This window comes from Nocardia gamkensis NBRC 108242, assembly GCF_001612985.1.
Classification (GTDB): domain Bacteria; phylum Actinomycetota; class Actinomycetes; order Mycobacteriales; family Mycobacteriaceae; genus Nocardia; species Nocardia gamkensis.
Genome location: NZ_BDBM01000009.1, coordinates 99324 through 124874 on the forward strand (window position 1 = coordinate 99324; position 25551 = coordinate 124874).

Genomic DNA, 25551 nt, shown 5'->3' on the forward strand with positions numbered 1-25551 from the left:
CGCGGCGATCGAGTCGGGCAAATATTCGATGTGAGGTCGCTCGCGGCGCGCCACCGGACAACTTCGCGTCCGCGGGGCCGACCAGTGCGGCTCCTATCCGACCGCAGGTGGCCGCTGCAACGGCTCCCGATCTCGGGTCGGTCGTTCCTGGCGGCCGCACCGCGTCCTATGCTGAGAGTGCAGCTGGTTCACCGCAGCACGACGAGATGGAGCCCCGACGTCGCGCGACGGAGTCGAGCCCGCCCGTGCGGCGACGTTACGGCGGGCGAGAGGGAACCCGGTGGGAATCCGGGACTGTCCCGCAGCGGTATGCAGGAACGACCGCCGTCACCAGGCACTGGGTTTCACCGAGCCGGAAGGCTCCGCGACCCGGGAAGCGACGGCCAGTAGGTCGGCCATCGGGAGCACTCCGGCGTACGCCGGCCCGCACGGCCGGTGCCCGCGAGTCCGAAGACCTGCCAGTCGTGCCGGGTACGCCGTACCCGGCGGCCACCGCCTCGTGGATTGGGCGTGCGGATCACCAGCTGACGTGTCGGGCTCCTCGGCCGGGATTTCACCGGCATGTCGCAAGGTTCTCCGCCTGCCCGTACGGCGATGGCTTTCGTCCACAGCAATGGAGAAACATCGTGACTGTTGCACAGCAGAACCCGTTCACCGCGACGGTTCTCGGGCTTCCGCGAGTAGGGCCCCGGCGTGAACTGAAGCGGGCCACCGAAGCCTATTGGGCAGGCGAGATCGACGCAGGCCGGTTGCACGCCGTGGCGCGCGACCTGCGGCGGACCCAGCTCACCGATTTGCGAGCCGCGGGCCTCGACTCGATTCCGGTCGGCACCTTTTCCTACTACGACCAGATGCTCGACACCGCCGAACTGCTGGGCGCACTGCCGCCCCGGGTCGCCGGGATCGCCGACCCGCTGGATCGGTATTTCGCCGCCGCGCGCGGCACCGAGACGGTGGAGCCCTTGGAGATGACCAAGTGGTTCGACACCAACTACCACTACCTGGTGCCGGAAATCGGCCCCGAGACCGCGTTCTCGCTGCACCCGGACAAGCTGCTGGCGCAACTGCGGGAGGCGCTCGAGCTGGGCGTGCCTGCGCGACCGGTGGTGATCGGCCCGATCACCTTCCTGAAACTGGCCAAGGCGAGCGGCGGCTCGGCCCTGGCCCGGCTGATCGAACTGCTGCCGCTGTATCGGGAACTGCTGCGCAGGCTCGCCGTCGCCGGTGCCCAGTGGGTGCAGATCGACGAGCCGGTGCTGGTCACCGACCTCACGGCGGAGGAGATCGGCCTGGTGCAGGTCACCTACGCGGAACTCGCCGACGCCCCCGAGCGTCCGGCGATCCTCGTCGCGACCTACTTCGGGCAGCCGGACGCCGCGCTGCCTGCGCTGGCGAGCACCGGTATAGAAGGAGTAGCGCTCGACTTCACCTCCGGCGCCGATGTGGCGGCGGGGGCCGACGTGCCCGCGCTGACCGGGAAGCTGATCGTCGCGGGGGTCGTGGACGGTCGCAACGTCTGGCGTACCGATCTCGACCGCGCTGTGGCCACCCTCGATACGTTGCGGGGATCCGCTGCGCAGGTGGCTGTTTCGAGTTCGTGCTCGCTGCTGCACGTGCCCTACACGCTGGCGGCGGAGACGGCGTTGGACGAACGGTTGCGCTCCTGGCTGGCGTTCGGCGCGGAGAAGGTGACCGAGGTCCGCCTGCTCGCGACCGCGCTGAGCGACGGTGCGCAAGCGATCGACGCCGAGTTGGCCGAGGTGCGTGCGGCGCTGGCGTCGCGGAGATCCGATCCGCGGCTGAACGATCCGCGGGTGCGGGCCCGGCTGGCCGCGCTCGGGCCCGACGCCGTCCGCCGCGCACCCGCCGAACAACGCCGAGAACTGCAAAGGGACCGTTTGCGGCTGCCCGCGCTGCCGACCACGACGATCGGTTCCTACCCGCAGACCTCGGCCATCCGGCTTGCGCGCGCCGCGCTGCGCAAGGGCGCGATCGACCAGGCGGAGTACGTCCGCCGGATGCGCGCCGAGATCGCGGAGGTCATCGCGCTACAGGAGCGGTTGGGGCTGGACGTGCTGGTACACGGCGAGCCGGAGCGCAACGACATGGTGCAGTACTTCGCCGAGCAGCTCGACGGGTTCGCGGCGACCGAGCAGGGATGGGTGCAGTCCTACGGGACCCGCTGCGTGCGGCCGCCGATCCTGTTCGGTGACGTCGCGCGCCGGGAGCCGATGACCGTCGAGTGGATCGCGTACGCGCAGTCGCTCACCGACAAGCCCGTGAAAGGCATGCTGACCGGCCCGGTCACCATTCTGGCGTGGTCGTTCGTGCGCGACGACCAGCCGTTGGGCGACTCCGCCCGCCAGGTGGCGCTGGCGATCCGCGACGAGTCCGTCGACCTCGAGTCGGCGGGCATCCGAATCATCCAGGTCGACGAGCCTGCCCTGCGTGAACTGCTTCCGCTGCGCGCGGCCGACCAGCCCGGGTACTTGGAGTGGTCGGTGCAATCGTTCCGGATCGCGACCTCCGGAGTGTCCGATGCGACGCAGATCCACACGCATCTGTGCTACTCGGAATTCGGCGAGGTGATCGATGCGATCGCCGGGCTGGACGCCGACGTCACGTCGATCGAGGCGGCGCGCTCCCGCATGGAGGTGCTGGACGATTTGAACGCGGCGGGATTCGATCTCGGCGTCGGCCCCGGCGTGTACGACATCCACTCCGCGCGGGTGCCCAGCGTGGACGAGATCACCACTTCGCTGCGCGCGGCACTGAAAGCTGTTCCGGCCGAACGGCTCTGGGTGAATCCCGACTGCGGGCTGAAGACCAGGGGGCGCGCCGAGGTGGAAGCCTCACTGCGCAACATGGTCGCCGCGGCGGCCGCTGTCCGGTAACCCTTCCCGCTCATCGGCGTTCGGTGCCCCCTTCCCGCCCGAAGGGGGCACCGAACCGTCAAGAGCCGCAGTCCGTTTCCGGCTCCGGCCGCGGTGGCTGCCTGCGGCGCAGCGTATACCGATCGCACGGTTCCTCCCGCCGCGTCACCGGCAACTCCCGCGCCCGCGCCCGCATCCCCCGCCGCCACGCCGTATGACACCCGGAACAACGCTCCATCGGCTACCCCTCCTCGCATGTCGACCACCGGACAATCGTTCCCCTCTTACCTACTTCGACGTGCCCACCCCCTGATTCGGTTCCATCCGATCCGGAAATCATCGCCACCACCGAGGCCGATCGAACTCGTCACCCACAGCCGAATTCGAGGACGACCTGTTCGACCGAGTCCGCGCTACAGTCCGAAGGCCCGGTTGATGGCGGCCATGTCGAAGTAGTCTCGCCACGTGGTGATTTCGCCGTCGGCGACCTCGAAGAAGCCCATGACCGGCAGCGAGGTCTCGCGTCCCGCGGAGCGGAGGGTGTCGGTGCGCTCGTTCATCACCACGTTGCCGGAGGCGATCTGGTGATGGATGTCGAAATCGATGGCCTCGAAGGTGGTCAGGAAACCCGCGATGAAGTCGCGGATGGCGGTGCGACCGACGATGGGTTCCATCGGGATGTTGTGGTAGACGGCGTCCTCGGCGAAATACGCGCTGATCCGATCCGGATCGGGGTCGGACCAGCTTCGGCACATCGCACGCACGAGTTCGTCGGGATCGGGCATTCGTTCTGCTCACTTTCCTGCTGCCGGAAGGCGGGTGCCGGACCTCTCGATTCAACCAAGCAATCGCTCGGTGGGGAAGGGGATCGATGGGCATTTTCATGCCCGATCCACAAGGCGACGGCAAACCTCTCTTCGCACGCTACGCAGATCGAAGGCATTACCGGATACCTCGCAAAAGCATATTCCTGCGGGTAAGAACGCGCGTTCTTGCGATGATTGCGAATCATCGCAGCTACCATCGTGCACGTGCGCAAGATGTATGCGGGCGCCCGGCTTCGGCGATTGCGTGAAGAACGGAGGATGACTCAGGCGGCTCTGGCGAAATCGCTGGACCTGTCGCCGAGTTATCTCAATCAGCTCGAGCGCGACCAGCGCCCACTCACCATTCCCGTACTACTGAAACTCAATTCCACCTTCGATCTCGACGTCCAGTTCTTCGCCGCCGATTCCGACGCGCGGCTCGTGTCGGACCTGCACGAGGTGCTCATCGACGCCGCGGGCGGGCACACCGCGCCGCTGACCGAGGTGGAGGAACTGGCAACCCGCCAGCCGGAGGTCGCCAGGATCGTCGTCGCGATGCATCGCCGACTACGCGCCGCCACCGATCAGCTGGACCTGCTCTCCGCGCGGGTGTCCGCGCCCGCGGGCGCGCCGGGCGTGCCCATGCCCTATGAGGACGTGCGCGACTTCTTCTACGACCATCACAACCACATCGCGCAGCTCGACATCGCCGCCGAGCAGCTGTTCGAGAACTCCGGGCTCACCATCGGCTCGCTCGATCGTCAGCTCGCCCGCATCGCCGAGGAACGCGCCGGAGTCACCGTTCTGGTACGCGGCGACGGCGCCGACCACACCGTCCCCAAGCGCCACTACGACCCGCAGACCCGGACGCTCACGCTGGCTCGCCGGTTGCGACCCGGCCAGCGCGCCTTCCAGATCGCCACCACGCTCGGCCTTCTGCTCTACGGGGCCGAGCTGGACGCCGTCTTGGCCGAGAGCCCGGCGCTCAACGGCGAATCCCGCACCCTGGCGCGGATCGGGCTGGCCAATTACTTCGCGGGCGCGCTGGTGCTGCCGTACGGCCGATTCCTGCGGTCGGCCGAGGAACTGCACTACGACATCGATCTGCTCGGTCTGCGGTTCGAGGTCGGCTTCGAGACCATCTGCCATCGGCTCAGCACCCTGCAACGTCAGGGCCAACGTGGCGTCCCGTTCTTCTTCGTGCGCACCGACCGGGCGGGCAACATCTCCAAACGGCAGTCCGCCACCGCCTTCCATTTCTCCCGGGTGGGCGGCAGTTGCCCGCTGTGGGTGGTGCACGAGGCCTTCTCCAACCCCGGCCGCATCCTGACCCAGGTGGCCGAGATGCCCGACGGCCGCCGCTATCTGTGGGTCGCGCGCACCGCCGCGATCGCCCCGCACGGGTTCGGAACCGCGGCGAAGAATTTCGCGATCGGCCTCGGCTGCGACGTGGAATACGCCGACCGTCTGGTGTATTCGGCCGGGTTGCAGCTGGAAGACCCGGCGGCCTCGGTGCCGATCGGCGCGGGCTGCAAAGTGTGCGAGCGCCCCGCGTGCCCGCAGCGCGCCTTCCCGCACATCGGCAGCCCATTGGCGGTCGCCGAGCACACCAGCACCGACCTGCCCTACCCGCGGCTGGGGCGCTGACCTCGCCGGGGCATCAGGACTTGGCCAGGTACTCCAGCCGCTCGGAATCGACGGCCGCGTGCATCATTCCCGCCAGACCGGGATGCTTGCGCAAGCCCGGGTCGGACGCCACCACGGCGCGGGCGAATTCCTGGGCGGCGGTGATGACCTCGAGGTCGTCCAGCAGCGACAGCAGGCGCAACGAGCGGGCCGTGCCGGACTGGGCGGCGCCGAGCACGTCGCCCTCGCGGCGGGTACGCAGGTCGAGCACCGCGAGTTCGAAGCCGTCGGTGGTGGCGGCGACGGCGTCCAGCCGCGCCATCGCCGACCCGCCCGGCGCGGCATCGGTGACCAGCAGGCACAACCCGGGGTGGCGTCCGCGGCCGATCCGGCCGCGCAGCTGATGCAACTGACTGACGCCGAACCGGTCGGCGTCGACGATGACCATCACCGTCGCGTTGGGCACGTCCACGCCGACCTCGACCACGGTGGTGCACACCAGCACGTCCACCGATCCGTCGTTGAACGCGCGCATCACCTGGTCTTTTTCGTCGGCGGGCAGCCTGCCGTGCAACAGGCCGACCCGTACGCCGGCCAGCGGGCCGCCGCGCAGCATCTCGTATACGTCCAGCGCGGCCTGGGTGGTCGGGCCCTCCTTCTCGCCGTCGCCGGACTTCGAACGCCCGTTGCGGGACTTGCCCGTCGTCTCCTCGTCGTCGCCGATGCGCGAACACACCACGTACGCCTGACGCCCGGCGGCGACCTCCTCCACGATCCGCTCCCACGCGCGATCCACCCAGTTCGGATGCTGCCTGCGCGGCACCACCTTGGAGACGATCGGCGAGCGCCCTTTCGGCAGTTCGGTCAGCGTGGAGGTCTCCAGATCACCGAGCGTGGTCATGGCGATGGTGCGCGGGATCGGCGTCGCGGTCATCACCAGCAGATGCGGGCTGACACCGGTTTTGGCCTTGGCGCGCAGGGCGTCTCGCTGCTCCACGCCGAAACGATGCTGCTCGTCGACCACTACCATGCCGAGATCGAAGAACTCGACGTTGTCCTGGATCAGCGCGTGCGTGCCGATCACGATGCCCGCCTCGCCCGTCACCGCTTCCAGCAGCGCGGCCTTCTTGGCCGCGGCCGACATCGACCCGGTCACCAGCACCACGCGGGTGGCGTGGTCGGCCGCGCCCAGTTCGCCCGCGGCCCCCAGCTCACCGAGCATGCCGCGCAGCGACCGATAGTGCTGCGCGGCGAGCACCTCCGTCGGGGCGAGCAGCGCGCACTGCAATCCCGCGTCCACCACCTGCAACATGGCGTGCAGGGCGACGATCGTCTTGCCGGAGCCCACCTCGCCTTGCAGCAACCGGTGCATCGGTTGCTCGCGGCCCAGATCGGCGGAGATCTCCGCCACGACCTGCTTCTGCCCCGCCGTGAGTTCGAAGGGCAGCCGCTGGTCGAACGCGGCGGCGATGCCGTCGGTGCGCGACCCGCAGGCGCGCGCCCGGCGGCCGGACACCTCGTGCCTGCGCTCGGCCAGCACCAATTGCAGCGCCAGCGCCTCGTCGAAGCGCAGCCGATCCTTGGCCTGGTCGATATCGGACTTGCGTTCGGGCAAGTGGATCAGCCGCAGCGCGTCCGACAGGTTGGGTAGCGCCCGTTCGGCGCGCACGTCCTCCGGCAGCGGATCATCCAGCGGATCGAGCTGGTCGAGCACCTGCCGCACGCAGGCGAGCACGTCCCAGCTCTGCACCTTGGCGGTCGCCGGGTAGACCGGGATGAACTCCCGCTCCATGAACGACGTGTCCACTCCCCCCGCGCCCGCGGCGCTCTGCGCCAGACCCCGCAGGTCTCCGCCGCCGCGCACCTTCGTCAGCGCGCCGACCGAATCGTCGTCGCCCTCGGCCTCCGGCAGGATCAGGTAGCCGGGATGACTGAGGTTCCACTGGCCGGGGCGCCAGTAGTTCACCGTGCCCGACATCATCGCGCGCAGACCTTCGCGGACCACGTATTTCACCTTGTCGCCGTTGAAGAAGGTGACGTCGACGCCGCGTCCGGCACCGGTGTCGAGAACCACCTTCAGCAGCGATCCGCGGCGGTTGCGCATCGGCCGCAGTTCGGCCTTGGTGATCCGCCCGATGACGGTGATGTGCGAACCGTCCTCGGGCGCATCCTCGGTGAGCGGCTGACCCTGCGTCGCGTACCGCAGGGGGTAGTGCCGCAGCAGATCCTCGACGGTCCGCATGTCGAACGCGTCCGCCAGCGAGTCCGCGGCCTTCGCGCCGAGAATGTGGTCGAGCCGATCGCTCAGTGCCGCCATGCGCTACTCCACTCCGATCTGCACCGAATCGCCTTGCTGCCCACCGGAATACACGATCACCTCGACCCCGGGAAAGTTCTGCGCGATATGAGCGGCGAGTTCGTCGCCGAGACCGTCCGGCGCCGCCGCTCCCATCAGCAGGGTGACCAGCTCGCCGCCGAAGGCGAGCAGCCGGTCCAGCAGCGTCCGCCCCGCCGCGCGCACGTCGGGCTCGATCACGACGACATCGTGCCCGGCCAGTCCGAGACCGTCGCCCGGCTCGCAGGTGCCGACCATGGTGAGCGCGCGCTCAGTCGCCGGGCGTAGCGAGCCCCACCGCGTCGTGGCGGCCGCCTCCGACATGGCGAAGGCGTCGTCCACCGCGAATCGTCCTCGGTCGTGCACGGCCAGGGCGGCCAGACCCTGCACCATCGACGCACTCGGCAGCAGCAGCACGTCCCGATGGGCGTCACGCGCGGCGACGCCGACCGCGACCAGTTCGTGCGCGGGCAGGGCGCCGTTGGGCAGCACCAGTACCTCGCGGTTCGGCATCCGCCGGATCGCGGTCAGCAGCGTCGTCGCGGTGACCGGCTCGTCGCCCGCCAGCACCACGGCGCCCGCGTCCTCGAACAGCGTCGCGGCGCCGGCACCGGCGACCACCGCCAGAATCCCCCGATCGGCCGGAAGTTCGGGCGTCGCCCCCGCGCTCGAGCCGAGCCCACCGGCCACCACCTGGGTCGAATCGGCAGCCGGTGCGGACGACGCGATGCCCCCGGTTCGGACGGGCCGGGGCCGCGCGTCGGAGATACCGTCACCGGCGAGGGGATTCGCCGCTTCCACGCGTTCGCCGGACCCGGCCGGGGCGTCCGGCGTGCGGACGACATTCTCGATGCGGATCCGGCTGAGTTCGCCCGCCGCGATGCCCGCCTCCACCGCCGCTCCGGCGTCGGCGCAGTGCACATGCGCCGACCAGGACCCGCCGCCGTCACCGACCACCACGACCGAGTCGCCGAGTTCGCCGAGCCGGGCGCGCAGCGCGGCCACCTTCCGCTCGTCGGAGCCTGCCAGCAGGTACATCACCTCGTACTGCGGCTCGGCGTCGTCGGCGGGCGCCGATCGCGCCGCCGCGGGCCGTGGGTACTCCGGTCGCGCGGGCGCCTCACCCCGGGTCACGGTGACCAAGCTGTCCAGCAGCACCACCAATCCGCGGGCTCCCGCGTCGACGACACCCGCCCGACGCAGCACACCCAATTGGAACGGCGTGTCGCCGAGCGCCTTGGCCGCTCCGTCGGCCGCCGCCAGCGCAACGTTCGCCAGCTCCTGGTCCGGGCACTGCGCGGCCGCCGCGGCCGCACGGTCCAGCACGGTGAGAATGGTCCCTTCGATCGGCACGCTAAGCCCTTCGCGGACCAGTTCGGAGGCCCGCGCCAGCGCGGCGCGCAGGCTGTCGGCCGTGAACGGGCCACCGTCCACCGCGTCCGCGACGCCACGCAGCACCTGGGACAAGATGATCCCGGAGTTGCCCCTGGCGCCTACCGTCGCGCCGTGCGCCATGGCGACGGCTACGGCGCGGGCCGCGCTCCCGTCCGCGTTCGCCGCCGCCTCCCCCGCCTCCACCGCGGCGCGCATGGTGGCCAGCAGATTCGTACCGGTATCCGCGTCCGGGACGGGAAAGACATTGAGTGCGTTGATCTCCTCGCGCCGGTGTTCAAGGCCTGCGAGACAGGTACGGCCCCAGCGCAGCAATGCCGTGCCGTCCATTACATCCCGCACTCCGGACACCGTCACCTCACTCCCTTCCGCCACCTGCCCACCCTCGCCGCCCGCCAGGTTAGCGGGCGGTCCCGACAGGCGACCGGCAAGACCGCGCTCCTACACTGGGGATGCCCGGCAACGGATCCGGCACTCATCCGTGAGGACCGGTTTGGTGGATCGGCGCCTGCACAGCTACCCTTGCAGGGTTGCCTCGCGTGGCCGTCGCCGGTCTGCGCTGGTCGGCTCTCCGTCGGCAGGGCACACTCGACATTGCAACGAGGACGCGTCGCACCGCGAAGGCGGCGGTCCCCACCATTGACATGAAGGAGTTCGCGACTATGGCTGCCGTCTGCGACGTCTGCGCCAAGGGCCCCGGCTTCGGGAAGTCGGTCTCGCACTCGCACCGGCGCACCAACCGTCGTTGGAACCCGAACATCCAGACCGTGCGTGCACAGGTCGCTCCGGGCAACACCCGCCGCATGAACGTGTGCACCTCCTGCCTGAAGGCGGGCAAGGTCGTCCGCGGCTGATCCGCTTCCCGGCTGACCAATACCGTCGGCACACGCCCCGGCACCCGTATCGGGTGGTCCGGGGCGTTGTCGTGACTGCGGTGTGCCGACGAGCGCGGCAGCGGTGACCGAGCATCCGTGGCGGGTCCGGCCGCTGGCCGCCGAATACGTCCACAGCCTGGCCGAATGCCACATCGCCTGCTGGCGCGAGGCGTATCGGGGGCTGGTGCCCGTACACGTGCTCGACGCGTTCGACATCGAGCGCCGGGCCGAGCTGGGGGAGCGCGACCGGGTGCGCTATCCGGGCCGCACACATGTCGCGGTCGTCGAGGACCTGGTCATCGGATTCTCCAGCGCGGGCCCGCCCGACGACGCGGACGCGGTGACCCCGCTCGAGCTGCACGCCCTCTATGTGCGGTCCCGCTGGCACGGCAGCGGAGTCGCCGACGACCTGATCCGCGCCGCCCTCGATCCGGCCGCCCCGTGCTCGCTGTGGGTGTTCGAGCGGAACGCGCGGGCCCAGGCGTTCTACCGCAAGCACGGTTTCGTGCTCGACGGCACGCGCAAGGTCGAGCCGTTCACCGCCGCGATGGAAGTGCGCATGGTGCGCACCCCATCTCGGCGTCGGCCACCCACGGACGTGTCCTACCGTGCCCGTTAAGGTGCAGATCATGATCTCCAGCGAGCAAGCAGGGTACGCGACAACCGTCGACGGCGTCCTCCAGATCACCATCGCCACCTCCGCCAACGGCACGTCCATGGACTTCGCGGGCATCAACGCAGGCACCGCCGTACTGCACTCGCTCGGTTCCGAGGTGGGGGCGGTGCTGCTGCGGGGCACCGGCGCCAACTTCTGCGCGGGCGGCGACGTGCGCGGCTTCGCCGCCGCGCCGGATCGCTCGGCGCACATCCACGGTCTGGCCACCGACCTGCACGAATTCGTCCGCGCGCTGGACGCGGTCACGGTCCCGGTGGTGGCTGCGGTCCAGGGCTGGGCGGCCGGGGCGGGCATGAGCCTGGTCTGCCTGGCCGACATAGCCCTCGGCGGACCCGGCACCAAGCTGCGCCCGGCGTATCCGGGCATCGGCCTGAGCCCCGACGGCGGCATGTCCTGGACGCTGCCGCGCGTCGTCGGGCGGGCGCGCGCCCGCGAGATCCTGCTCACCGACGCCGTCCTGGACGCCGAGGAGGCGGTGCGCCTCGGCGTGCTGAGCAGGCTGGTCCCCGACGGCGAGATCGCCGAGGAGGCGCAGCGCCTCGCACGCACCATCGCCGCCGGACCGCGTTCCACCCACGCGAGCATCAAAACGCTGCTGCGGCAGTCGGATACCGCGACGCTGAGCGATCAGCTCGACAGCGAGCGCGACGGAATCGCCGCGGCCGCGAGTTCCCCCGCCGGACGGGAGGGCGTCGACGCCTTCGTCGCCAAGCGCAAGCCCGACTACGCCGGAAGGGCCTGATCGGTCGTCACTCGAGGGTCGAGAGGACGAATTTCGCCACCGCGTCGGTGAACGAGTCGTTGTCGTCACCGGCGGCGGTGTGCGCGGCGCCGCCGATCTCCACGAGCTGGGCATGCGGCACCAGCCGCTGGAACGCCTCGGCTCCTTCGGCGCTCACCACATCCGAGCGCATGCCGCGGACCAGCAGCACCGGGATGCGCAGCGCCCGCGCCGCGTCCTCCATCGGCTCGATCATCGCGGACGGGTCCTCCGGCCGGTCGCCGAGCATCTCGGGATCCCAGTGCCAGTACCAGCGACCGTCGCGCTCGCGCAGGTTGCGCAGCAGGCCTTCGGTGCTCTTCGGCCGCGGACGGTGCGGCAGGTACTCGGCGACCGCGTCGGCCGCCTGTTCGATGCTGTCGAAGCCGTCGCGATGCTTGCCGAGGAAGTCGATCACCCGGGCGACCCCTTCCGGCTCGGGCCGGGTCACGATGTCGACGAGCACCAGGGCGCTGATCGCCGCTCCGCCGGGCCGCGCGGTGGTGAGCAGCCCGGTGATCCCGCCCATGCTGGCCCCGACGACCACCGCGGGGGCGCCCAACTGTTCCAGCACCAGCAACAGGTCGTCGACCATGGTCTGGCGGCGGTAGTCACGATCCGGCGCCCACTGGCTGTCGCCGTGGCCGCGGGCGTCGACCGTGACGACCCGCATCCCCGACGCGCCCAGCCGGGCGCCGGTCTTCTTCCACGAATGCCGGGTTTGCCCGCCACCGTGCAAGAAGACGACGAGCGGGCCGTCGACCGGCCCGAACTGATCGGCGGCCAGCTCGATTCCGCCCGAACCGCGCAGCCGAAGCCGGGACGGTTCGAGAAGATTGTTCGCATTACTCACGATCTGTAGGATCGCACAACGCTGTTCCGCGCCGGCGCGAACCCGGCGAATCGAGGGTTCAGCAGCCGAGATTGCCCACGAAGAACAGGCACGCGATCTTGGCGTTCACCGACGCGGACAGGGTGGAGGAGCCGCTGGAGGTGTATTCCTCGGCGACCGGAGCCGTCGTGGTCTCCGTGGCGGGCTCGAGCCGCAGGGGGGCCGCTCCCGCGACGGCCGCGCCGCTGGTCAAAGCGGCACAGAAGGCCAGGGTCGCGGTGGTGCCGCGCAGCGCGCCGCGAACGGTGGTGTTGTGCATGGAACAGCTCCTCACTCGTTAACTCTCGGTCGATCACACACAGACGCCCGATTCAGGGCAGGCGCCAGTCAACCGGTTCGGCACCCAGTTCGTCGAGTAGTTCGTTCACTCGAGAGAAGGGGCGGGAACCGAAGAACCCACGAGACGCCGACAGCGGCGACGGATGCGCGGACTCGATGTACGGGACCTCGGCCTCGACCAGCAGCGGCTTCAGCGTCGCCGCGTCGCGGCCCCACAGGATCGCCACCAACGGCTCGTCCCTGGCGACCAGGGAGCGGATCGCCTGATCGGTGACCTCCTCCCAGCCCTTGCCGCGGTGCGAAGCGGGCTTACCCGGCGATACGGTGAGCACGCGGTTCAGCATCAGCACACCCTGGTCCGACCATGGGCTCAGATCGCCGCAGGAGGGCGTGGGGTGGCCGAGATCCTTGCTGTATTCGGCGAAGATATTGGCCAGGCTGCGCGGGATCGGCGAAACATCCGGCGCCACGGAGAAACTCAGCCCCATCGGGTGGCCGGGCGTCGGGTAGGGATCCTGGCCGACCACGAGCACGCGCACCGCGTCGAACGGACGCTGGAAGGCGCGCAGGACGTTCTCACCGGACGGTAGGTAGCCACGGCCCGCGGCGTTCTCGGCACGAAGGAATTCGCCCATGGCGGAAATCCGATCCGCCACCGGCTCGAGTGCCTTCGCCCAGCCCGGATCCATGATTTCCGACAGTGGTTTCGCGCCCATGACCGCACAACTTAGCGTGGCTCGCCGCCGGACGGCGATTCCGCCCCACGGAACGATTCCCACCCACCGCCGCCCGTCTGCGCGACGCCGTCGACGGTAAGCCCGCGACCGGCCACGACTCGCCCGATCACGACCCATCCGGGTGGGAGCGCGCGGCCCGGCGCCCACGCGCCCGCGAAGGCATGATCCTCACCGCCGGTCAGGATCCATTGCGCCGCATCGGCGTCCAGCCGAGCGGCGACGAGCTCCAGCGCCGGGTCGCGCAATGCGGCCGAATCCAGGTCGATGGCCACGCCCGAGGCCGATGCGATGTGCCCCAGATCCGCGAGCAACCCGTCGGACACGTCGGTCAGCGCGTGCAGCCCGAGGCCGGGCGCTCCCGGCGCTGGACCTCCGGACGCGGTACGCGTTTCCGGTTCGGGACCGAGCGGCGCGGGCCGGGACGACGATTCCGGGGCTCGGGCTTCGAGCGAGACGGTCTCGAAATCCAGCGCGGCCACATCGGATGCGGCGCGAGCCGAAAACGGTTCAGCGGCAGTGAGTTCCGACCCTCCGGGAGAACCACCGGCCAGTGCATCCAGGACGAGGGCGTACGGCGGCTGCGGGACGCGGTGCGCGGCAAGCGCTTCGGCGACCTCGGGGCCGGTCACCCCGGCGGTGAAGGCGGCCAGGCCCGCGGCCGACCAGCCGAGCCGGCCCGCCACCGCGACGACATCCCCCACGCGCGCACCCGCTCTCGTGATCGGCGCGCCACCACCCGGATCGCCGAAGGCGGTGACGGAGACGACCAGTTCCCGGCTGCGGACCAGGTCGCCGCCCGCGATGGACGCCCCCGCCCTGGCCGCCTCGGCCCACATGCCGTCGGCGAGTCCGTCGACCACCTCGAGCGGGGTATCGGCGGGGCAGCCGAGCGCGACGACGAACGCGGTCGGTGTGGCACCCATGGCGACCACATCGGCGGCGTTCTGCGCGATCGCTTTGCGGCCCACGTCCTCGGGGCTGGACCAGTCCAGCCGGAAATGCCGGTCCTGCACGAGCATGTCGGTGGTCACCACGAACCGGCCGTCGGGAGCCGCGATCAGCGCCGCGTCGTCGCCGGGGCCGAGCAGCACACCCGGCGCCTGCACCCGGCCCGCGTTGATGCGGTCGATCAGCGCGAACTCCCCCAGTTCACGCACTGTCCTCGGGGCCCTGCTGGCGCTGATGACCGATCCTCTCCGGCGCGGTGCTTGCTGGAACGAGCCCGACGGTACCCTTTCGGAGGCATTCGAGTACTTCCGGCCCGGTCCACCGCTGCGCGGCTGCCGACCAGGGCGACGCGCACCAGAAAGGATCGGTGATCATGGCGGCGGATTCGCCGGACCGCGATTCCGAGCAGCGGGACGAACACCCGGAAGCCGCTACCGAATCCCGCAAGTCCGGGCACACGGACGATGCGGTGAGTAGCGCCGACGCCGCGACACCGGACAACGGCACCGGGGACAGCGACGCCGAGGACTCGCCCGCCCCAGCAGACGAGAGCGACACCGGAGGTTCCGCAGCAGACGAGAGCGACGCCGAAGACTCCGCAGCAGCGGGCGAACCGGACAACCCGCCCGCGCAGGCCACCGCGCACCAGTACTCGCCCGCGCTCATCGCGACCGCCGTGGCGCTTCCGGTCGTGCTGGTCGTCGCCGTGATCGTGGCCGCCGTGCTCGCGCGCCGCGCGCCCGTCGAGCGTGAACCGCTGGTGCTCGGCCCCGTCCCCGCCCCGGCGGCGGAGGGTCCGGCCTGCGCCGAGCTGCTGCCCACCCTGCCCGCGAACCTGGGTGAGTTCACCAAATCGACCCTGGTCGAGCCCGCGCCGCCCGCCACCCGCGCCTGGCAGCGCACCGAAGGCGGCGACGCCATCGTCCTGCGCTGCGGGCTGGATCGCCCGCTGGAATTCAACCGCGCCTCGCCGTTGCAGATCGTCGACGGCGTGCAGTGGTTCGAGGTCCGCGACCAAGCCGCCGCGGCGAGCACCTGGTTCGCCGTCGACCGGGGGACCTACGTCGCTCTCACCGTCCCCGACGGCTCCGGCCCCACGCCGCTGCAAGAAGTCTCCGACACCATCACCGCCCACCTCCCGACCCAGCCCATCGACCCGGGACCGCTGCCCAACTGACGGCGAGCAACGTGCGCCGATCGGTCCGCGAAAGCCTGCGCGAACCACTCGCCCCGCGGCGCACAGCGCAGGCGATCAGAGCCGAACGTGAACCGGAGTGGGACCGAGTTCCGAGGGGAGCGGGCTCAACGCAGGCCGGTGCCGCGGGCGAGCGCGGTGTCGATGAGCGAGGAGATCAGTCCGGCGAAGTCGACGCCGGTGGCCTCCCACATGCGCGGGTACATGGAGATGGCGGTGAATCCCGGCATCGTGTTGATCTCGTTGATCACCGGTCCCTGCTCGGTGACGAAGAAATCGACCCGCGCCAGGCCCTGGCAGTCGAGCGCGCGGAAGGCTCGCACGGCCAGTTCCCGGATCTGGTCGGAGACCTCGTCGTCCAGCTTGGCGGGGACGTCGAATTCGCAGACGTCGTCGAGGTATTTGGTGTCGAAGTCGTAGAAGGCAGGCGCGTCGGCGATGGTGCCGGTCTCCGGCATCCGGATCTCCGCGACCACGCTCGCCGCGACCCGGCCGTCCGGGAATTCCAGGACCCCGCACTCCACTTCGCGTCCGACGATGCCCGCTTCGACGATCACCTTCGGGTCGTGCTCGCGCGCCGCCGCGATGGCGGCATCGAGGTCGTTCCAGTCGCCGACGCGGGTGATGCCGATCGACGAACCGCCGCGGGCGGGCTTGACGAACACCGGCAGGCCGAGGCGCAGCCGGTCCTCCTCGGCGACCGTCGCGGTGCCGGGCCGCAGCACCACCTGGGTGCCGACCGGCAGTCCCTCGGCCGCGAGCAGTTTCTTGGTGAACTCTTTGTCCATGCCCGCCGCGCTGGCCAGCACACCGGGGCCGACATAGGGGACTCCGGCGAGTTCCAGCATTCCTTGCAGGGTGCCGTCCTCACCGAACGGTCCGTGCAGGATCGGGAAGACCACGTCGACCGCGCCGAGCGCGGCGCTCGGATCGTCGAGCGCGATCAGCGCCCCCGAGCGGCTCGGGTCCGCGGCCAGGGTGAGTGCCGTGCCCGCGGCGTCCACCGAGGGCAGGGCGCGATCGTGGATGCCGAGCGCGGCCACCTCCGCACCGCCGAGCACCCAGCTGCCCTCGGTGGTGATGCCGATCGGCACGGCCTCGTACTTCTCCGGGTCCAGATGACGCAGCACGCTACCGGCCGATACGCAGGACACGGCGTGCTCGTTGCTCCGCCCGCCGAAGACCACTGCCACCCTGATCCGGTTCGTCATGCCCCGAACCGTACCCGTTTCACTACGCGATCCCACGCCTGACCGTCCCGGACACTCCGGCCTCCGCCCACGCGGGGCGGAGCCGGGATCACTCCGGCTTCATCCGCCGCCCGAGCAGGTTGCCGACCGCTTCGCGCACGGAGAGTCCTTCATGGCAGACCTGATGCACGGCGGTGGTCAGCGGCATCTCCACACCCTGCCGCTCGGCCAGCGCGCGCACCGATGTGCAGGACTTCACACCCTCGGCGACTTGGCCATGAGTGGCCGACTGCGCGGCCTCCATGGACCCGCCCGCGCCGAGCACATGACCGAACGACCGGTTGCGCGACAGCGGCGAGGTGCAGGTGGCGACCAGGTCACCGACTCCGGCCAGGCCCGCCAGCGTCACCGGCTCGGCGCCGAGGGCCACTCCGAGCCGGATGATCTCGGCCAGACCGCGGGTGATCAGGCTGGCGATCGAGTTGTCGCCCAGACCCATTCCGGACGCGATACCGCAGGCCAGCGCGATGACGTTCTTGCAGGCACCGCCGATCTCGCAACCGACCACGTCGGTGTTGGTGTAGGGCCGGAAGTATCCGGTCGCGCTGGCGTGCTGCACCGCCACGGCGCGGTCGTTGTCCGAGCAGGCGATCACGGTCGCGGCGGGCTGGCCCACCGCGATTTCGCGCGCCAGGTTCGGCCCGGACAGCACCGCGATCCGGCTCGGATCCGCCTCGGTGACCTCCTCGATCACCTGACTCATCCGCAGCAGCGTGCCGGTCTCGATCCCTTTCGCCAGGCTCAGCAGGGTGGCGTCGGCCCCGATCAATCCCTTCCACGCCGCGAGGTTCGCGCGCAGCGACTGCGACGGCACCGCGAGCACGACGATGTCGGCTCCGTCCAGCGCCACCGCCGGGTCGTGGGTCGCCGCGATCGGCGGCAGCGGAATATCCGACAGGTAATCGGGATTGCGATGTTCGGAGGCCAGCGCCGCGGCGACCTCGGGGCGCCTGGCCCAGATCGTGACCTCGGTTCCCGCGTCCGCCAACACCTTCGCGAACGCGGTGCCCCACGATCCCGCGCCCAGCACTGCCACCCTCGTCATCAGCCCAATATGCCATGGAAGGATTGCTCGCATGCGCCCGCACGCCGTGCATGCCGTGATCGCGGTCAAGAGCCTCGATCAGGCCAAGAGCCGACTGGCCGACCGGCTGCGCCCGGAGCACCGGGCACGCCTTGTGCTGGCCATGCTCACCGACACCGTGACCGCCACCGCGGCGGTCGGGGAAGTCGTGTCGGTCACCGTGGTCACGCCGGATCCCGAGGTGGCGGACCTGGCCCGCGCGCTGGGCGCCGACGTCCATCCGGAACCGCGCGGACCGCACGCCGGCGGGCTGAACACCGCGCTGGCCGCCACCGCCGCCGCGCTGCGCGGTGCGCACGGGCCGATCGATCTGCTCGCGCTGCAAGCCGATCTGCCCGCGCTGCGCCCGGAAGAGCTCTCGGACATGCTCGCCGCCGCCCCGCGCGGACTGCGCTCGATCGTGGTCGACCACGAGGGCAGCGGCACCGCCGCACTCGTGGTTCGCGACCCGGTCGCCGCGCTCGACCCCCGCTTCGGCCCCGGTTCGGCGCGCAGCCACATCGAGGCGGGGGCGGTCGATCTCACCGGGGACTGGCCGGGGCTGCGCCTGGACGTCGACACCGCCGCCGACTTGGACCGCGCGGTGGCGCTCGGGGCCGGAAACGCGACCCGTGCTGTCCTGCACGACATCGGCTGGCCGGGCGGCGTTCACGAACCCGTTCCACACGTGTGCTAGCCGGTCGCCGTGGTGGTGTGAGACACACGTCGATCGCGCTCGCGGGATGCGCGGGTGCTCTCCGGTAGGGGATGATCGTTGGCGTGAGCGATACGGAAACCGTCAAGCAGCAGCCGTTGCTTCCCACGCCACCCCCGGCGGCGACACCCCTGTCCGCCGACGAGACGGCTGCGCGGTTGCCACGCGATCGCTACCTCAATCGTGAATTGAGCTGGCTGGACTTCAACGCCCGCGTGCTCGCCCTCGCCGAGGACGCGTCGCTCCCGTTGCTGGAGCGTGCGAAGTTCCTAGCGATCTTCGCGTCGAATCTCGACGAGTTCTATATGGTCCGGGTCGCGGGACTGAAACGCCGCGCCGAGACCGGCCTGCTGGTGCGCTCGGCCGACGGCCGGTCGCCCGGCGAGCAGTTGGAACTGATCGCCGCGCGTACGCAGGAGATCGCGGTGCGGCATGCCCGCGTCTTCCTCGACAGCGTGCTGCCCGCGCTGACGGCCGAGGGCATCGCGATCATCGACTGGAGCGACTTGGACGACGGCGAGCGCGAGCGCCTCTCGGGTTACTTCCAGGATCAGGTGTTCCCGGTCCTCACCCCGCTCGCGGTGGACCCGGCCCATCCCTTCCCCTATATCAGCGGGCTGAGTCTCAACCTCGCGGTGACGGTGAAGGATTACTCGACCGGCGGCGAGCACTTCGCCCGCGTCAAGGTGCCCGACAACGTCGACCGGTTCGTCCGCGTGCGCCGCACCGAATCCGGCTCCCCGATCGCCGCTTTCCTGCCGATGGAAGCGCTCATCGCCGCGCACCTGGACCTGCTGTTCCCCGGCATGGAGGTGGTCGAGCACCATTCGTTCCGGATCACCCGCAACGCGGATTTCGAGGTCGACGAGGATCGCGACGAGGACCTGCTGCAGGCGCTGGAGCGCGAGCTGGCTCGGCGGCGGTTCGGTTCGCCGGTGCGACTGGAGGTGTCCGACGACATGACCGAGCACATGCTCGATCTGCTCCTGCGGGAGTTGGACGTGGACCCCGGCGACGTCATCGAGGTGCCCGGCCTGCTCGACCTGTCCTGCCTCTGGCAGGTGTACGGCGTGGACCGGCCGAATCTGAAGGACACCCCCTACGTCCCCGCGACACCGCCCGCGTTCGGCGAGCGCGAGACGCCGCGCAACGTCTTCGCCGCGCTGCGTGAGGGCGACGTGCTCGTGCACCATCCGTACGACTCGTTCTCCACCAGCGTGCAGCGTTTCATCGAACAGGCCGCCGCCGACCCGCAGGTGCTGGCCATCAAGCAGACCCTCTACCGCACCTCCGGCGACTCCCCGATCGTCAACGCGCTCATCGACGCGGCCGAGGCGGGCAAGCAGGTGGTCGCCCTGGTGGAGATCAAGGCGCGCTTCGACGAGCAGGCCAACATCAAATGGGCCCGCGCGCTGGAACAGGCCGGCGTGCACGTGGTGTACGGCCTGATCGGCCTGAAGACGCACTGCAAGACCTGCCTGGTGGTGCGCCGCGAGGGCGCGACCATCCGCCGCTACTGCCATATCGGGACCGGCAACTACAACCCGAAGACCGCGCGCCTCTACGAGGACGTCGGATTGCTCACCGCGGCACCGGAAATCGGCGCCGACCTGACCGACCTGTTCAATTCGCTGACCGGTTACTCGCGAAAAGAGAATTACCGCAATCTGCTGGTCGCCCCGCACGGCGTGCGCTCCGGCATCATCGAGCGCATCCAGCGCGAGACCGAGCTGGCGAGTCAGGGCGAGGACGCCCGGATCCTGATCAAGGCCAACGCGATCGTCGACGAGGAGATCATCGACGCGCTGTACCGGGCCTCGCAGGCGGGCGTGCCGGTGCGGATCGTGGTGCGCGGCATCTGCGGGCTGCGCCCCGGCGTGGCCGGTATGAGCGAGAACATCGAAGTCCGCTCCATCCTCGGCCGGTTCTTGGAGCATTCCCGCGTCCTGCACTTCCAGGCGCAGGACCAGTACTGGATCGGCAGCGCCGACATGATGCACCGCAACCTGGATCGGCGGGTCGAGGTGATGGCGCAGGTGAAGGATCCGCGGTTGACCGAGCAACTGCACGGGGTGTTCGACTCCGCGCTGTCGCCGAACACGCGCTGCTGGGTGTTGCAACCGGACGGCACCTGGCGCGCATCGCCGGGACAATCCGGCGACGGGGACAAGATCAGAGATCATCAGGAGTTCTTGATGCGGCTGCGGAGGCCAGAACAGCAGTGAACGCCGAAACGGGGTTCGAGCAGGAGGGGGGCCCGATCTGGGATCCCCGGGTGACTGCCAATATCTACGCCGCCGGGGCGGTGCTGTGGCGTGAATCGTCGGCGGGGACGATCGAGATCGCGCTCGTCCACCGCCCCAAGTACGAGGATTGGTCGCTGCCGAAGGGCAAGCTCGATCCGGGTGAGACACCAGTGCTGGCCGCGGTTCGCGAGGTCCGCGAGGAGACCGGGCTGGAGTGCAGGCTCGGCCGCTACCTCGGCCACGTGACCTATCCGATTCCGGGCCACCGCAAGCTCAAGCGGGTCGACTATTGGGCCGCCGAGCAGGCGGGCGGTGAGTTCACCGCCAACTCCGAAGTGGACGTGCTCAGCTGGCACCCGCTGGATCGGGTGATGGACCAGTTGTCGTATCCGATGGATCGGCAAGTGGTGCGCGCCTTCACCCGGCTGCCCGCACGCACCGACACCCTCCTTCTGATCCGGCATGCCAAAGCAGGCCGCAGGGACCGCTACAACGGTCCCGACGAGCAGCGTCCGCTCGACCGCGAGGGTGAGACGCAGGCGCGCGCGCTCACGCCGAATCTCTTGGCATTCGGCGCATCTCAGGTCTATTCGGCTCCTCCCCTGCGTTGTGTGCAGACCGTGGCGCCGCTGGCGGAGAAGCTCGGCGCCGAAATCATCGAGGAGCCGGTGTTTTCCGAGACCGGGTACGCCGAACATCCGGACGAGGCCCGGGAATGTCTGCGAGCCCTGGTGTCGGACAAGGCCGTTCGCGTCGTCTGCAGTCAGGGCAAGGTGATCCCGGATCTGCTGGGCTGGTTGGCCGAACGCGACGGGATCACGCTGCCGTCGGCGCGCAATCGCAAGGGCAGTGTGTGGGTGCTGTCGTTCGTCGGCCACCGCTTGGTGGCCGCCGACCATCTGGATCGATCGCTGTCAGCCTACGACGCGGAGTCCTGATACGACGGCAACTTCCCCGTCACCGCGCGGGTCGGCGGGCGCCGATGACGACAACGGCGCCGCGAGGATGAGGCCACGGCAGGCGGACAGCCGAAAACGGCCCCGGGTGTCTCCCGGGGCCGTCTCGACGTTGAGGCGAATGGGCCCGGTGGTGGGGCCGCGCATTCAGCGCCGATCCGGCGGTGGCTCGAGATCAGCGGGTTCCGCGAGCCGAGGCCTTCTTGGCCGCGGTCTTCTTCGCTGGGGTCTTCTTGGCGGCGGTGGTGGTCTTCTTGGCCGCCGTGGCCTTGGTGGCCGTCTTCTTGGCCGGAGCCTTCTTCGCGACCGCGGTCTTCTTCGCGGGCGCCTTCTTCGCAGCGGTCTTGGTAGCGGTCGTCTTGCGCGCGGTGGTCTTCGCCGGGGCCTTGGCGGCGGCCTTACGGGCCGTGCTCTTGGCCGGAGCCTTGGTCGGCGTCGACTTCTTGGCGGCGGTCTTCTTCGCCGCCGTCTTCTTCGCCGCCGCCTTCTTCGCGGCCACCGGCGCATTCACCCCACGCTTGACGGCGGGCCCGGTCGCGGCCAGTTTCTGCTTACCCGCGATCACCGCCTTGAACTGAGCGCCGGGGCGGAACGCGGGCACCGAAGTGGGCTTGACCTTGACGGTTTCGCCGGTACGCGGGTTCCGTGCGACGCGAGCCGCGCGCTTACGCTGTTCGAACACACCGAAACCGGTGATAGTGACGCTCTGACCCTTGTGCACCGCGCGCACGATGGTGTCGACCACATGCTCGACTGCCGCGGTGGCCGTGCGCCTGTCCGTACCCAACTTTTCGGTCAGAACGTCGATCAGTTCCGCCTTGTTCATTGAATCCTCCGCAGACTAATGGCCCGTCGTCGGACCGACTAGGTACCACGGTAAACCCACTTTGGGCAAGAGTCTATGTGCCACGCCAAAATTCATGTGGTTTAGCACACGTCCAGCTACCGCAACTCCGGCTGTCCAGCTAACCGATCGGGGTGATTACGTCTGCGAAATATGTGCCGGGAGGGTAGTGGGTTTCCATGTTGGCCTTGCCTTTTCGAACCGGGTGATCGCGTCCTCCTGGCGCAGCGTCAGCCCGATGTCATCCAATCCCTCCAGCAGACGCCACCTGGTGTAGTCATCAATATCGAACGGCAACACGACGGTTCCGGCCGTCACCGTGCGCGCCCCGAGATCCACTACCAATTCCAAGCCGGGCTGTTCCTCGAGCAACTTCCAGAGCATTTCGACATCGTTCTGTGACATCTGAGCGGCGAGCACACCGCCCTTGCCCGCATTGCCGCGGAAGATGTCGGCGAACCGGGATGAGATGACCACCCGAAAGCCGTAGTCCGCCAGCGCCCAAACAGCGTGCTCACGAGACGACCCGGTACCGAAATCCGGACCCGCCACCAGCACACTACCGCTGTTGTAAGGCGCGATGTTCAGAATGAAGTCCGGATCCGACCTCCATGCGGCGAACAAGCCGTCTTCGAATCCGGTCCGCGTGACCCGCTTGAGGTAGACCGCCGGGATGATCTGATCGGTATCGACATTGGAGCGGCGCAGCGGCACTCCGATGCCCTTGTGCACGGTGAAGGCTTCCATTACGAATCTCCTGGGTTTGTTCGAGGGAATCGGGGCCGGTCAGTCCAGATCCGCAGGCGACGACAGTGTTCCGCGGACCGCTGTCGCGGCCGCTACGAGGGGGGAAACGAGGTGCGTACGGCCGCCTTTACCCTGCCTGCCCTCGAAGTTGCGGTTCGAGGTGGACGCGCAACGCTGGCCGGGCTCGAGCTGGTCCGGATTCATTCCCAGGCACATTGAGCAGCCCGCTTGCCGCCATTCGGCGCCCGCCGCGGTGAAAATCTCGCCGAGTCCTTCTTTTTCCGCCTGTGCGCGAACCCGCATCGACCCCGGTACAACCAGCATTCGCACGCCGTCGGCGACATGGCGTCCCTTCAAAATCCCGGCCACCGCACGCAAATCCTCAATGCGTCCGTTGGTGCACGAACCGACGAATACGGTGTCGATCGGTACTTGTCGAAGCGGAGTACCCGGCTCCAAGTCCATGTAACGCAGAGCTTTCTCCGCGGACTCGCGGGCCACCTCGTCGGCGAAGGCGGTGGGGTCGGGCACCGTCTCGCCCAGCGGGGCGCCCTGGCCCGGGTTGGTACCCCAGGTGACGAACGGGGTCAGCTCGGTGGCGTCGATGTGCACCTCGGCATCGAAAACGGCGCCCTCGTCGGTCTTCAGCGCCTCCCAGGCGGCCACCGCCGCGTCCCAATCGGCTCCCTGCGGGGCGTGCGGCCGTCCCTCGAGGAATTCATAGGTCGTTTCGTCCGGGGCGATCATGCCGGCCCGCGCGCCCGCCTCGATGGACATGTTGCAGATCGTCATTCGGGCCTCCATCGACATGGCCCGGATCGCCTCGCCGCGGTACTCCAGGACATAGCCCTGGCCGCCGCCGGTGCCGATCTTCGCGATGACGGCCAGGATCAGGTCCTTACTCGTCACGCCGGGGGGCATGGCGCCGTCCACCGTGATCGCCATCGTCTTGAACGGGCGCAGCGAGAGGGTCTGGGTGGCAAGCACATGCTCGACCTCGGAGGTACCGATGCCCATCGCCAGCGCCCCGAACGCGCCGTGCGTCGAGGTGTGGCTGTCGCCGCAGACCACGGTCATGCCCGGCTGGGTCAGGCCCAGCTGGGGCCCGACCACGTGCACGATGCCCTGATCGAGGTCGCCCATCGGGTGCAGTCGCACACCGAATTCCGCGCAGTTGCGCCGCAGCGTCTCCACCTGGGTGCGCGAAACCGGGTCGGCGATCGGCTTGTCGATATCGATCGTCGGGACATTGTGGTCCTCGGTCGCGATGGTGAGATCCGGCCGCCGCACCGGCCTGCCCGCGGCGCGCAGCCCGTCGAAGGCCTGCGGACTGGTCACCTCGTGGACGAGATGCAGGTCGATGTAGATCAGGTCCGGTTCGCGCGAGGCACCCGCACCTTCCCCGCGAGCGACGACATGCTGGTCCCATACCTTCTCGGCCAGCGTGCGCGGTTCGGCCATTGTCGATCACCTTTCGGACGAAGCAGCCGTTCCGCGATCTGGACTCCGACGCGGCGACGGTTGCACGAGTTGGGATAGCTGCGCCTGGTCCGAACGCTGAGGGCACGTACCGGTGAAGGTGGATTTCTCAACATTCGAGACGCTAGTATCGTTCTATGAGACAGCATAGCGGCATCGGCGTCCTCGACAAAGCAGTGGCGGTCCTGTACGCCGTAGCCGAGCATCCCTCGGGTCTCAACGAGCTCTGTGCGCGCACCGGCCTGCCCCGCGCCACCGCACACCGATTGGCCGTCGGCCTGGAGGTGCATCGCCTGCTCGCTCGCGACAGCAACGGCACCTGGCGGCCTGGTCCGGCGCTTGCCGAGCTCGCGACCAGCGCCGATGACCCGCTGCTCGAGGCCGCCTCGGCCATCCTGCCCCGGTTGCGCGAGATCACCGGCGAGAGCGTCCAGCTCTACTGCCGCGACGGCAACGCCCGCGTCTGCGTCGCGGCGCTGGAACCCCCCGTCGGACTGCGCGACACCGTGCCGATCGGGGCCCGACTGCCGCTCACCGCGGGTTCGGCGGCCAAAGTGCTGCTGGCGTGGGCCGACCCGGAACTCCAGCGCACCATCCTGACGGACGCGGTGTTCGGCGAGCGGGCGCTGGCCGAGGTGCGCAAGCGCGGGTGGGCGCAGAGCGCGGCCGAGCGCGCGGCAGGCGTGGCCAGCGTTTCCGCGCCGGTGCGGGACGCCGGCGGCACCGTGGTCGCGGCCGTGTCGGTGTCGGGGCCGATCGATCGGATGGGCCGCAGGCCGGGCGCCCGGTGGGCGGCGGATCTGGTCGCGGCGGCCGAGGCACTGCACAAGCGCCTGTAACGCGTTTCACATCGGGCT

22 protein-coding genes and 1 riboswitch are annotated in these 25551 nt (G+C 69.5%); of the genes, 10 read left to right on the top strand and 12 right to left on the bottom strand.

Annotation, left to right across the window (positions count from 1 at the left end):
* Window positions 1-246: 246 nt before the first annotated feature.
* Window positions 247-477: riboswitch (cobalamin riboswitch) on the top strand.
* A gap of 146 nt (window positions 478-623) precedes the next feature.
* Complete coding sequence (gene metE, locus NG1_RS10590) at window positions 624-2894, top strand: 5-methyltetrahydropteroyltriglutamate--homocysteine S-methyltransferase (RefSeq protein ID WP_084498838.1); 2271 nt, start codon at window positions 624-626, stop codon at window positions 2892-2894.
* A gap of 392 nt (window positions 2895-3286) precedes the next feature.
* Here the strand turns inward: metE and NG1_RS10595 are convergent, their stop codons facing one another.
* Complete coding sequence (locus NG1_RS10595) at window positions 3287-3658, bottom strand: nuclear transport factor 2 family protein (RefSeq protein WP_062969868.1); 372 nt, start codon at window positions 3656-3658, stop codon at window positions 3287-3289.
* Between the two features lie 246 nt (window positions 3659-3904).
* Between NG1_RS10595 and NG1_RS10600 the strand changes: the two genes are divergently transcribed.
* Window positions 3905-5326: a short-chain fatty acyl-CoA regulator family protein gene (locus tag NG1_RS10600; RefSeq protein ID WP_062969869.1), complete on the top strand. Its 1422-nt coding sequence runs from the start codon at window positions 3905-3907 to the stop codon at window positions 5324-5326.
* 13 nt (window positions 5327-5339) lie between these two features.
* On the opposite strand, the gene recG is transcribed toward NG1_RS10600, so the two are convergent.
* Both recG and NG1_RS10610 read right to left on the bottom strand, forming a co-directional pair.
* Window positions 5340-7622 (bottom strand): ATP-dependent DNA helicase RecG, encoded by a 2283-nt coding sequence (recG, locus tag NG1_RS10605; RefSeq protein WP_062969870.1) that lies wholly within the window; start codon window positions 7620-7622, stop codon window positions 5340-5342.
* A gap of 3 nt (window positions 7623-7625) precedes the next feature.
* Window positions 7626-9362, bottom strand: coding sequence for a DAK2 domain-containing protein (locus tag NG1_RS10610; RefSeq protein ID WP_062969871.1), 1737 nt, complete (start codon window positions 9360-9362; stop codon window positions 7626-7628).
* A 332-nt stretch (window positions 9363-9694) separates the two neighbouring features.
* Between NG1_RS10610 and rpmB the strand changes: the two genes are divergently transcribed.
* The 3 genes from rpmB (at window position 9695) to NG1_RS10625 (ending at window position 11325) form a co-directional block, all read left to right on the top strand.
* Window positions 9695-9886 (top strand): 50S ribosomal protein L28, encoded by a 192-nt coding sequence (gene rpmB, locus NG1_RS10615; RefSeq protein ID WP_011210730.1) that lies wholly within the window; start codon window positions 9695-9697, stop codon window positions 9884-9886.
* A gap of 103 nt (window positions 9887-9989) precedes the next feature.
* Complete coding sequence (locus tag NG1_RS10620) at window positions 9990-10526, top strand: GNAT family N-acetyltransferase (RefSeq protein WP_062969946.1); 537 nt, start codon at window positions 9990-9992, stop codon at window positions 10524-10526.
* Between the two features lie 10 nt (window positions 10527-10536).
* Complete coding sequence (locus NG1_RS10625; protein ID WP_062969947.1) at window positions 10537-11325, top strand: enoyl-CoA hydratase-related protein; 789 nt, start codon at window positions 10537-10539, stop codon at window positions 11323-11325.
* A 7-nt stretch (window positions 11326-11332) separates the two neighbouring features.
* Here the strand turns inward: NG1_RS10625 and NG1_RS10630 are convergent, their stop codons facing one another.
* Genes NG1_RS10630 through thiL form a run of 4 tightly spaced genes read right to left on the bottom strand, consistent with a single transcriptional unit; the run spans window position 11333 to window position 14408 of the window.
* Complete coding sequence (locus NG1_RS10630) at window positions 11333-12196, bottom strand: alpha/beta fold hydrolase (protein WP_040868398.1); 864 nt, start codon at window positions 12194-12196, stop codon at window positions 11333-11335.
* A gap of 58 nt (window positions 12197-12254) precedes the next feature.
* On the bottom strand, window positions 12255-12494 hold the full coding sequence (locus NG1_RS10635) for a hypothetical protein (RefSeq protein WP_062969872.1): 240 nt from the start codon (window positions 12492-12494) through the stop codon (window positions 12255-12257).
* Between the two features lie 52 nt (window positions 12495-12546).
* Window positions 12547-13230, bottom strand: coding sequence for a uracil-DNA glycosylase (locus NG1_RS10640; RefSeq protein WP_062969873.1), 684 nt, complete (start codon window positions 13228-13230; stop codon window positions 12547-12549).
* Window positions 13231-13241: 11 nt separating this feature from the next.
* Window positions 13242-14408 (bottom strand): thiamine-phosphate kinase, encoded by a 1167-nt coding sequence (gene thiL, locus NG1_RS10645; protein ID WP_062969874.1) that lies wholly within the window; start codon window positions 14406-14408, stop codon window positions 13242-13244.
* Window positions 14409-14863: 455 nt separating this feature from the next.
* Here thiL and NG1_RS39220 point away from each other — a divergent pair, with 455 nt between their 5' ends.
* Window positions 14864-15376 carry a DUF3515 domain-containing protein gene (locus NG1_RS39220; protein ID WP_373686136.1) on the top strand — a complete coding sequence of 171 codons (513 nt, stop codon included), beginning with the start codon at window positions 14864-14866 and terminating at the stop codon, window positions 15374-15376.
* 125 nt (window positions 15377-15501) lie between these two features.
* Here the strand turns inward: NG1_RS39220 and NG1_RS10655 are convergent, their stop codons facing one another.
* Both NG1_RS10655 and NG1_RS10660 read right to left on the bottom strand, forming a co-directional pair.
* On the bottom strand, window positions 15502-16605 hold the full coding sequence (locus NG1_RS10655) for a D-alanine--D-alanine ligase family protein (protein WP_062969876.1): 1104 nt from the start codon (window positions 16603-16605) through the stop codon (window positions 15502-15504).
* Between the two features lie 88 nt (window positions 16606-16693).
* Window positions 16694-17689 carry an NAD(P)H-dependent glycerol-3-phosphate dehydrogenase gene (locus NG1_RS10660; protein ID WP_062969877.1) on the bottom strand — a complete coding sequence of 332 codons (996 nt, stop codon included), beginning with the start codon at window positions 17687-17689 and terminating at the stop codon, window positions 16694-16696.
* A gap of 31 nt (window positions 17690-17720) precedes the next feature.
* On the opposite strand from NG1_RS10660, the gene cofC reads away from it, so the two are divergent.
* From cofC to NG1_RS10675, 3 genes are all read left to right on the top strand, one after another.
* Window positions 17721-18404: a 2-phospho-L-lactate guanylyltransferase gene (gene cofC / locus NG1_RS10665; protein ID WP_062969878.1), complete on the top strand. Its 684-nt coding sequence runs from the start codon at window positions 17721-17723 to the stop codon at window positions 18402-18404.
* A 71-nt stretch (window positions 18405-18475) separates the two neighbouring features.
* Window positions 18476-20647: an RNA degradosome polyphosphate kinase gene (locus NG1_RS10670; protein WP_062969879.1), complete on the top strand. Its 2172-nt coding sequence runs from the start codon at window positions 18476-18478 to the stop codon at window positions 20645-20647.
* Window positions 20648-20697: 50 nt separating this feature from the next.
* Window positions 20698-21606: an NUDIX hydrolase gene (locus NG1_RS10675; RefSeq protein ID WP_245659853.1), complete on the top strand. Its 909-nt coding sequence runs from the start codon at window positions 20698-20700 to the stop codon at window positions 21604-21606.
* Between the two features lie 193 nt (window positions 21607-21799).
* On the opposite strand, the gene NG1_RS10680 is transcribed toward NG1_RS10675, so the two are convergent.
* The 3 genes from NG1_RS10680 to leuC form a co-directional block, all read right to left on the bottom strand.
* A complete protein-coding gene (locus NG1_RS10680; RefSeq protein WP_062969880.1) occupies window positions 21800-22450 on the bottom strand; it encodes an HU family DNA-binding protein in 651 nt (216 codons plus the stop codon).
* A 156-nt stretch (window positions 22451-22606) separates the two neighbouring features.
* Window positions 22607-23215 carry a 3-isopropylmalate dehydratase small subunit gene (leuD, locus tag NG1_RS10685; RefSeq protein ID WP_040868414.1) on the bottom strand — a complete coding sequence of 203 codons (609 nt, stop codon included), beginning with the start codon at window positions 23213-23215 and terminating at the stop codon, window positions 22607-22609.
* 39 nt (window positions 23216-23254) lie between these two features.
* A complete protein-coding gene (gene leuC / locus NG1_RS10690) occupies window positions 23255-24676 on the bottom strand; it encodes a 3-isopropylmalate dehydratase large subunit (RefSeq protein ID WP_062969881.1) in 1422 nt (473 codons plus the stop codon).
* Between the two features lie 155 nt (window positions 24677-24831).
* On the opposite strand from leuC, the gene NG1_RS10695 reads away from it, so the two are divergent.
* Window positions 24832-25533: an IclR family transcriptional regulator gene (locus tag NG1_RS10695; RefSeq protein ID WP_040868418.1), complete on the top strand. Its 702-nt coding sequence runs from the start codon at window positions 24832-24834 to the stop codon at window positions 25531-25533.
* Window positions 25534-25551 lie beyond the last annotated feature (18 nt).

Bases quoted from the DNA above. Each gene is read 5' to 3' on its own strand.
- NG1_RS10655 (WP_062969876.1), bottom strand. From the start codon at position 16,605: ATGACGAACCGGATCAGGGTGGCAGTGGTCTTCGGCGGGCGGAGCAAC.
- NG1_RS10640 (WP_062969873.1), bottom strand. From the start codon at position 13,230: ATGGGCGCGAAACCACTGTCGGAAATCATGGATCCGGGCTGGGCGAAG.
- NG1_RS10670 (WP_062969879.1), top strand. From the start codon at position 18,476: ATGATCGTTGGCGTGAGCGATACGGAAACCGTCAAGCAGCAGCCGTTG.
- NG1_RS10625 (WP_062969947.1), top strand. From the start codon at position 10,537: ATGATCTCCAGCGAGCAAGCAGGGTACGCGACAACCGTCGACGGCGTC.
- rpmB (WP_011210730.1), top strand. From the start codon at position 9,695: ATGGCTGCCGTCTGCGACGTCTGCGCCAAGGGCCCCGGCTTCGGGAAG.
- NG1_RS10610 (WP_062969871.1), bottom strand. From the start codon at position 9,362: ATGGACGGCACGGCATTGCTGCGCTGGGGCCGTACCTGTCTCGCAGGC.
- leuC (WP_062969881.1), bottom strand. From the start codon at position 24,676: ATGGCCGAACCGCGCACGCTGGCCGAGAAGGTATGGGACCAGCATGTC.
- leuD (WP_040868414.1), bottom strand. From the start codon at position 23,215: ATGGAAGCCTTCACCGTGCACAAGGGCATCGGAGTGCCGCTGCGCCGC.
- cofC (WP_062969878.1), top strand. From the start codon at position 17,721: ATGCGCCCGCACGCCGTGCATGCCGTGATCGCGGTCAAGAGCCTCGAT.
- NG1_RS10660 (WP_062969877.1), bottom strand. From the start codon at position 17,689: ATGACGAGGGTGGCAGTGCTGGGCGCGGGATCGTGGGGCACCGCGTTC.
- recG (WP_062969870.1), bottom strand. From the start codon at position 7,622: ATGGCGGCACTGAGCGATCGGCTCGACCACATTCTCGGCGCGAAGGCC.
- NG1_RS10635 (WP_062969872.1), bottom strand. From the start codon at position 12,494: ATGCACAACACCACCGTTCGCGGCGCGCTGCGCGGCACCACCGCGACC.
- NG1_RS10695 (WP_040868418.1), top strand. From the start codon at position 24,832: ATGAGACAGCATAGCGGCATCGGCGTCCTCGACAAAGCAGTGGCGGTC.
- NG1_RS10680 (WP_062969880.1), bottom strand. From the start codon at position 22,450: ATGAACAAGGCGGAACTGATCGACGTTCTGACCGAAAAGTTGGGTACG.
- NG1_RS10595 (WP_062969868.1), bottom strand. From the start codon at position 3,658: ATGCCCGATCCCGACGAACTCGTGCGTGCGATGTGCCGAAGCTGGTCC.